Below are 249 nucleotides of genomic sequence, written 5' to 3' on the forward strand. Positions count from 1 at the left end.
GATATTGCACCGTCACGGCTGTGCTGTCTGCATCAAGCCCGGCTGTCGTCGCGCCGATGGCTGTGACATCGACGACGCCAGGCGCGAGAACCGACCCAACGCCGACCGTCAGCGTCATCGCTGTCGCTGAGAACGTGAGCACGAAGCCTTCGGCAGCCGACACGCCATCGCCGTAAACTTGGGATGCAAGCTTGCCGAGGCCGACTTTTGCAAAGCGCCCTGCGTACAGCATATCCGTGTCGAGCGGCA

Annotated in this window: 1 pseudogene; it reads right to left on the reverse strand. The window is 62.7% G+C overall.

Going from position 1 to position 249, the window contains the following annotated elements:
- Positions 1–249: pseudogene (locus tag J2D73_RS20445) on the reverse strand (hypothetical protein); the annotation flags it as partial.

Source organism: Acetobacter sacchari, from assembly GCF_017377715.1.
In the GTDB taxonomy this organism is placed as follows: domain Bacteria; phylum Pseudomonadota; class Alphaproteobacteria; order Acetobacterales; family Acetobacteraceae; genus Acetobacter; species Acetobacter sacchari.